Annotated in this window: 6 protein-coding genes; 2 read left to right on the forward strand and 4 right to left on the reverse strand. The window is 38.4% G+C overall.

From position 1 onward, the window contains the following. Positions 1 to 270: 270 nt before the first annotated feature. Positions 271 to 1,218: a replication initiation protein RepM gene (gene repM / locus AK825_RS14485; protein WP_082787309.1), complete on the forward strand. Its 948-nt coding sequence runs from the start codon at positions 271 to 273 to the stop codon at positions 1,216 to 1,218. A 345-nt stretch (positions 1,219 to 1,563) separates the two neighbouring features. On the opposite strand, the gene AK825_RS14490 is transcribed toward repM, so the two are convergent. From AK825_RS14490 to AK825_RS14505, 4 genes are all read right to left on the reverse strand, one after another. After that, a complete protein-coding gene (locus tag AK825_RS14490) occupies positions 1,564 to 2,703 on the reverse strand; it encodes a zinc-dependent alcohol dehydrogenase (RefSeq protein ID WP_068039753.1) in 1,140 nt (379 codons plus the stop codon). 399 nt (positions 2,704 to 3,102) lie between these two features. Continuing rightward, positions 3,103 to 3,369, reverse strand: coding sequence for a type II toxin-antitoxin system mRNA interferase toxin, RelE/StbE family (locus tag AK825_RS14495; protein WP_068039760.1), 267 nt, complete (start codon positions 3,367 to 3,369; stop codon positions 3,103 to 3,105). Further along, positions 3,356 to 3,640, reverse strand: coding sequence for a type II toxin-antitoxin system RelB/DinJ family antitoxin (locus tag AK825_RS14500; RefSeq protein ID WP_068039762.1), 285 nt, complete (start codon positions 3,638 to 3,640; stop codon positions 3,356 to 3,358). Before AK825_RS14500 ends, AK825_RS14495 begins: the two co-directional genes overlap by 14 nt. A 90-nt stretch (positions 3,641 to 3,730) precedes the next feature. Beyond that, positions 3,731 to 4,006 (reverse strand): hypothetical protein, encoded by a 276-nt coding sequence (locus AK825_RS14505; RefSeq protein ID WP_068039764.1) that lies wholly within the window; start codon positions 4,004 to 4,006, stop codon positions 3,731 to 3,733. A 458-nt stretch (positions 4,007 to 4,464) separates the two neighbouring features. Here AK825_RS14505 and mobV point away from each other — a divergent pair, with 458 nt between their 5' ends. After that, positions 4,465 to 5,361, forward strand: a complete 897-nt coding sequence (gene mobV / locus AK825_RS14510) for a MobV family relaxase (RefSeq protein ID WP_068039766.1) — start codon at positions 4,465 to 4,467, stop codon at positions 5,359 to 5,361. Positions 5,362 to 5,511: the final 150 nt, after the last annotated feature.

Here is a 5,511-nt window from a genome sequence, read left to right on the forward strand (position 1 = left end):
TCTTTTGTCTTTTTAGTTAGTAAAAAATAAAAAAAATGCTTTTAATGCTTTTAAATGCTTTTAAATGCTTTTAAGCCCTCTGTATCCATTGGTATTAAAAGGATACAAGCACCATTCGAATACGTTTACTTACCCATTCGAATACGTTTACTTACCCATTCGAATACGTTTACTTACCCATTCGAATACGTTTACTTACCATTTGAATACTTGAATAAAATAGTATTCGAAGATACAATTAAATATAAGTATTCAAATTTGAAGGTTATTATGTCTAAATCTAATCTAGTAGTGAAAACTAATTATCTAAATACCGTACTACAAAATCTAAAACTATCAGAAATACGCATTGTTCAGTTAGCCGTTGTAGATGCTAGAGAGACTGGTACAGGGTTGAGTGCAGAGATACCACTTCGTATTGATGCTAAAAGATATGCTGAAGTTTTTAATACCACTCGCCAAAACGGTTATCTAATGATGAAGGACGCTGAAGATACGCTATTTAACAGACGTTTTAGCTATGTTGATGATGAAGGTAAGTTAGTTAAATCTCGCTGGTTATCCCAAGTTAGATATTTAGATGACGAAGGAGCGATTGAAGTTGTATTTACTCCGGCTGTAGTACAAGGGATTACTCGGATTGATGGGGCTGAAGAGTTTTTCACTAAGTATTTACTAGAACAAACAGCCGAAATGGATAGTAATTATTCAGTAAGGCTCTATGAGCTGCTGGTTCAATGGAAGCAAGCCAAAAAAACACCTGTTTTTGAATTGGAGAAGTTTAGAGGTCAGTTAGGATTAGAGTCTGATGAATATCAAACTATGAGCAACTTCAAAAAAAGGGTCTTAAACCTTGCTGTTGAAGAGATAAACGAAAAATCAGATCTCAATGTTAGTTACACTCAAAAGAAAAAAGGTCGCAAAATTGCAGGATTTAGTTTTACTGTTCATGAAAAGCCAAAAGCTAAGAGGGATGTAGTTAATAAGGAGCGCGACGTTAGTACAGGAGATATGTTTACGGTCGATGGATTGAATGATAAGCAGCTAGGGCGAATTGCTCGTAATCCTGCTTTTATGGCGGAATACAATCATTTAGTAAGCCCTACTAGTCCAGCTGGTCAGTCACAGCAAGGTTGGGAGTTTGAAATGGTTAACCGCCTTAAAAAAGACCCTACGCAGTTTAACAAACGTCCGATTAGAGAATATCTTGAATACTAAATTATATTGCTCGATAAGAAATAACTAAGAAGCCTTGTAGCCCAAGCTATTCACTTTTCAGATTTTTACTCAATATTAAATAAATTTTTCATACATATAATAGAAAGTTTATTGTGCTTTACACTTCTAAGCTTTAAGACCATCTAAGACAGTTAGTTGGTTTTTTAATCCCTAAACCCATGAAAATCGGTTGGGGGGGGGTGATTTTTTTGTCGTGTGCAGAGAAAAACAAGTTAAAGATTTTTTTGCTAGCTGCTTTAGCGATAACCATTATTTAAGACAATCTCGTTAAAGCAGCTATGACCTAACCTTTAAATGTTAAAAGTAAAGGGCAAATTTGAAAAATTAAGGAGTTAAAATGACTTTACGACATTCTTCTTCACGCTTTTCGAAAATTTCATAACCTTTAGCAGCGTCAGACAAATTCATACGGTGAGTAATAATAGCTTCAGGTGATAAATCACCATTTTCAATATACTCTAATAATTGTGGTAAATACTTGTGTACATGGGTTTGGCCCATTCTGAAAGCAAGCCCTTTATCAAAAGCGTCACCCATTAAGAAATCATTAATGGGTCCTGCATATATACCAGGAACACTAACGACCCCGCCACGACGCACAGCTGCCATACATTGACGTAAAGCTGGAGCGCTTGATCCTTCAATTTTCGAACTGCCCTTAGCTTCAAAGCCAACCGCATCAATAACACCGTCAACGCCGCGATGTCCTTTGGTCTGTTCAATGATGAATTCAGCAGCATCTACCTTATCGAAATTAACCGGAATAGCCCCGTACGTATCTTTGGCATACTGCAAACGGTAGTCATTATGATCTACCACGAAGATCTGCTCAGCGCCTAACATTTTGGCACAAGCGGCTGATAACAACCCCACAGGACCCGCTCCATAAATAGCTACGGTTGAACCTTTAGTAATATTGGCATTAGTCACGGCCTGCCAAGCAGTTGGTAAAATATCTGATAAAAATAAAACCTTCTCATCTGACAGTGAGCCATTTACTTTGAACGGATTAAAATTACCTTTAGGAACCCGTACAAAATCTGCTTGTCCACCAGGAATCCCACCATATAAATGGCTAAAACCAAATAAAGCAGCCGGTGGCGGAATTATTTTTTTATTAATAGCAGCGCCTGGGCCTGTATTTGTAGTCTCACAAGCGGACATTAGGTCATGCTGACAGAAAAAGCAGTTACCACATGCAATAACAAAAGGAATAACAACTCTATCGCCTTTTTTAACAGCAGTAACTTCAGAGCCTACTTCTTCAACCACACCCATAAACTCATGGCCGAGGATATCGCCTTCCTCGGTTTCAGGTATTTTGCCACGATATAAGTGTAAATCTGAACCACAAATTGCAGTTGCAGTCACACGTAAAATAACATCATCTTTTTCTTGCAGTTTAGGCTCTGGGACATTGTCCACTCGCACATCTTTAGCACCATGATAAGTTAAAGCACGCATAATTTCTCCAGTTAAGTAAAGCTTGCAAAATCTCGATAAACAATAATCTGTGAGAATACAAGATGAAAGTTATTAGAATCAGTGGTTTATGTTATCTAAGTTAAGTATTACTCAATTATATTAGCACCTTGAAAATCGAGATTTATAATCAACGTGTGTTAAAAAGGTTGCGTGTTGTAAGTGAAAAGTTGTAGTGGTCAACTAATTTAGGATACCCGATAAATTAACTTTTCGAGTCCTCCTGCCGAGGACTGAAGGCTTATAAAAGCTGTTTGTATTTTTAAAGTAACTTTTCTTGTTAGATAAGGATATACCCTAGTGGAACCGTCTTAAAAGCCCCAAAAGTCTATTAACAGACTACTCAAAATAGACTGTCATTATGGAACCACTTGAATTAGGCTAATCAAACACTTCTGAATGGCTACCTAGCCTAACAAAATCTACCGTATCGTTCTGAACACGGTAGATAAGCACCAAGTCAGGCTTGATATGGCAGTCTCTAAATCCCTTATGATTGCCGGTCAACGCATGATCTTTGTATTTAGCCGGTAGCGGTATGTCGTTAGTCAAACAATTGAGCACCTCGCCCCATGCAGGAGTGAGTAAGCTTAGATAATTCTTTTTAGCATCTCTCTTAAACTGACTTGATACTTCAATGGATCTCATCAGCCTCGCCTTCTAGCTCATCCATGAGATCACCAAAGCTATCGTACTTAGTGCCTTTACCGCTCGCGACCTCAGCAATAGCCGCAATCGTTTGCGCGTTGAGCTTAGGTTGTTGATAGTCAAAAGACAGAGGAATCGCATTAGTATCGGCTACTTGGTTTAAGAACAGTCTTATGGCTTGTGAAGGTGTTAATCCATAGCTTTCAAGAACAGAAAAAGACCTATCCTTCAGATCCTGGTCAAGCCGTATATTATAATTAGTTGTAGTCATAGCAATCACCTTTCGCTTATATTCGTACCCCCAATATAAGCGAAAGATGATTAAACCTCAATAACTATAGCGTTCCATCTTTTCGCTAATCTAAGTGGTAACAGTCTGCTCATTTAATCCAGCAAGAAAATCATCAACCGTTTTCTCAATGCTTTTTTGCATGACATACAGATCAGAAGTGGAGTACTTCCCCAGCTGATTTCTTTCATCCATGACTTCAAACAGCTTGTTTCTGACTACTTCTTCGTGCGTTTTATCGTCAATCAACAGCAAATTAAGCTTCACGACAGCTCTATTATAGGCTTCTTGGGTAGCTTCAAGCTGAAGGCTTTTATTGCTAGCTACTGATACACCGATCATGCTCATAAATAACTCCGCTACTAGAATCATCTGTAGCTACAGATGATTTTTTTAGGTTAATAAATTATTGATACCAGCCTAAGATTATGCCAGTGAAAAACGAGAAGTAACGCTCTTATACCCCCTTTTTTGTAGCAGATTTTACGACAGATAAAAAAACCGTTATTTCCCACCTAATTTGATGACTACACCATACGCACCCTAAAGGGACTGCCAAATAGCTGATATTGTTAGGTTTATTGAAATTTGAGTGTTTGCAAAGTGTAAACAAAATCGTTCTTAGTTATTGATTTATAAAGAAAAAAGCTGTTTACAATCTGTAAACAGCCAAGTTGAAAAACAGTGAAAAATAGCCCTTTTTTACCGCCTTTTGCGCCAAAAATCACGCTTTCCTAACAGGTGAAATTATGGTGTAGTAAGTACACTTTAATGAAATAACACTCAATTATAGGAAAAAAGTGGCGATGAACTATGCAATTTTGAGAACAGCAAAATTAAAGACGATGGGCAACATCGGTGGCAGTCTTGCACACAGCTACCGAACGATAGAAACGCCAAATGCTGACCCCAACCTCACCCCTAAAAATCATCATACCGTTGCGACCCCTGAAGCCGTCAAACAGGCAATAAAAGATCGACTTCCTGAAAAAAGACGCGCTGATGCGGTGCTATGTATTGAGTATTTAATAACCGCCAGTCCTGAATGGGAAGGTTGGGGAAAAAGCCAAGAAGCTGAATTTTTTAAGCGATCTGCTCAGTGGCTCATGGATAAACATGGAGAAGGAAATATTGCAGGTATGAGTATTCATCGGGACATAAGTACACCGCAGCTGGTCGCTTATGTCGTTCCTATTGACCAAAAAGGGAAGCTCAACTGTAAGGGTTTTCTAGGCGGCAGGGTTAAGTTAAATCAGATGCAAACCGATTTTGCCAACACGGTCGCTGATTTAGGGCTAACGAGGGGCAAGGAAGGCTCTAAAGCCAAACATACCAGCATCAAGGAGTATTACCACGACATCAATCACGCGCGAGATTTTAGTATTACGACCGTAGCGCCTAAGCCTGAAATGTTTGAAAGCAAGGCTAGATATGGGGAAAAGGTCACAATAGCCGTTATTGAGCAAGTAGAACCCACTGTGAAGGCAGCAAACAGCATCCTGATGGACTACGAGAAGGCTAGATTGGATAAAAACGTTGCGGAAGAGAGCTATGACACCCTTAAAAAACGTGTTGAGCCTTACTTGATGGCTATTGATGGTCTAAATCAAGAGGAAATTGCTAGAGTAAACGAAGCAATGCAGCTAGAAAGCCATAAAATCGCTGTAGAGATGGATAAAATAAAAAAGGCTAGGTATGTATAAGAATTAAGGTAGAAGGCTATTAAATCTCATTTTGTAGGCAAATAGAGTAGTTTCTATAGCTTATTACTGAGGTTAAGAAAAAATTGATCAATCATCTGATCCAAGAAGACATGAGAAAAGCCAAATATTTTATGGTAACTAGTGCTTTTT

Origin of the sequence: Psychrobacter sp. P11G5 (assembly GCF_001593305.1) — a bacterium.
Lineage (GTDB): Bacteria > Pseudomonadota > Gammaproteobacteria > Pseudomonadales > Moraxellaceae > Psychrobacter.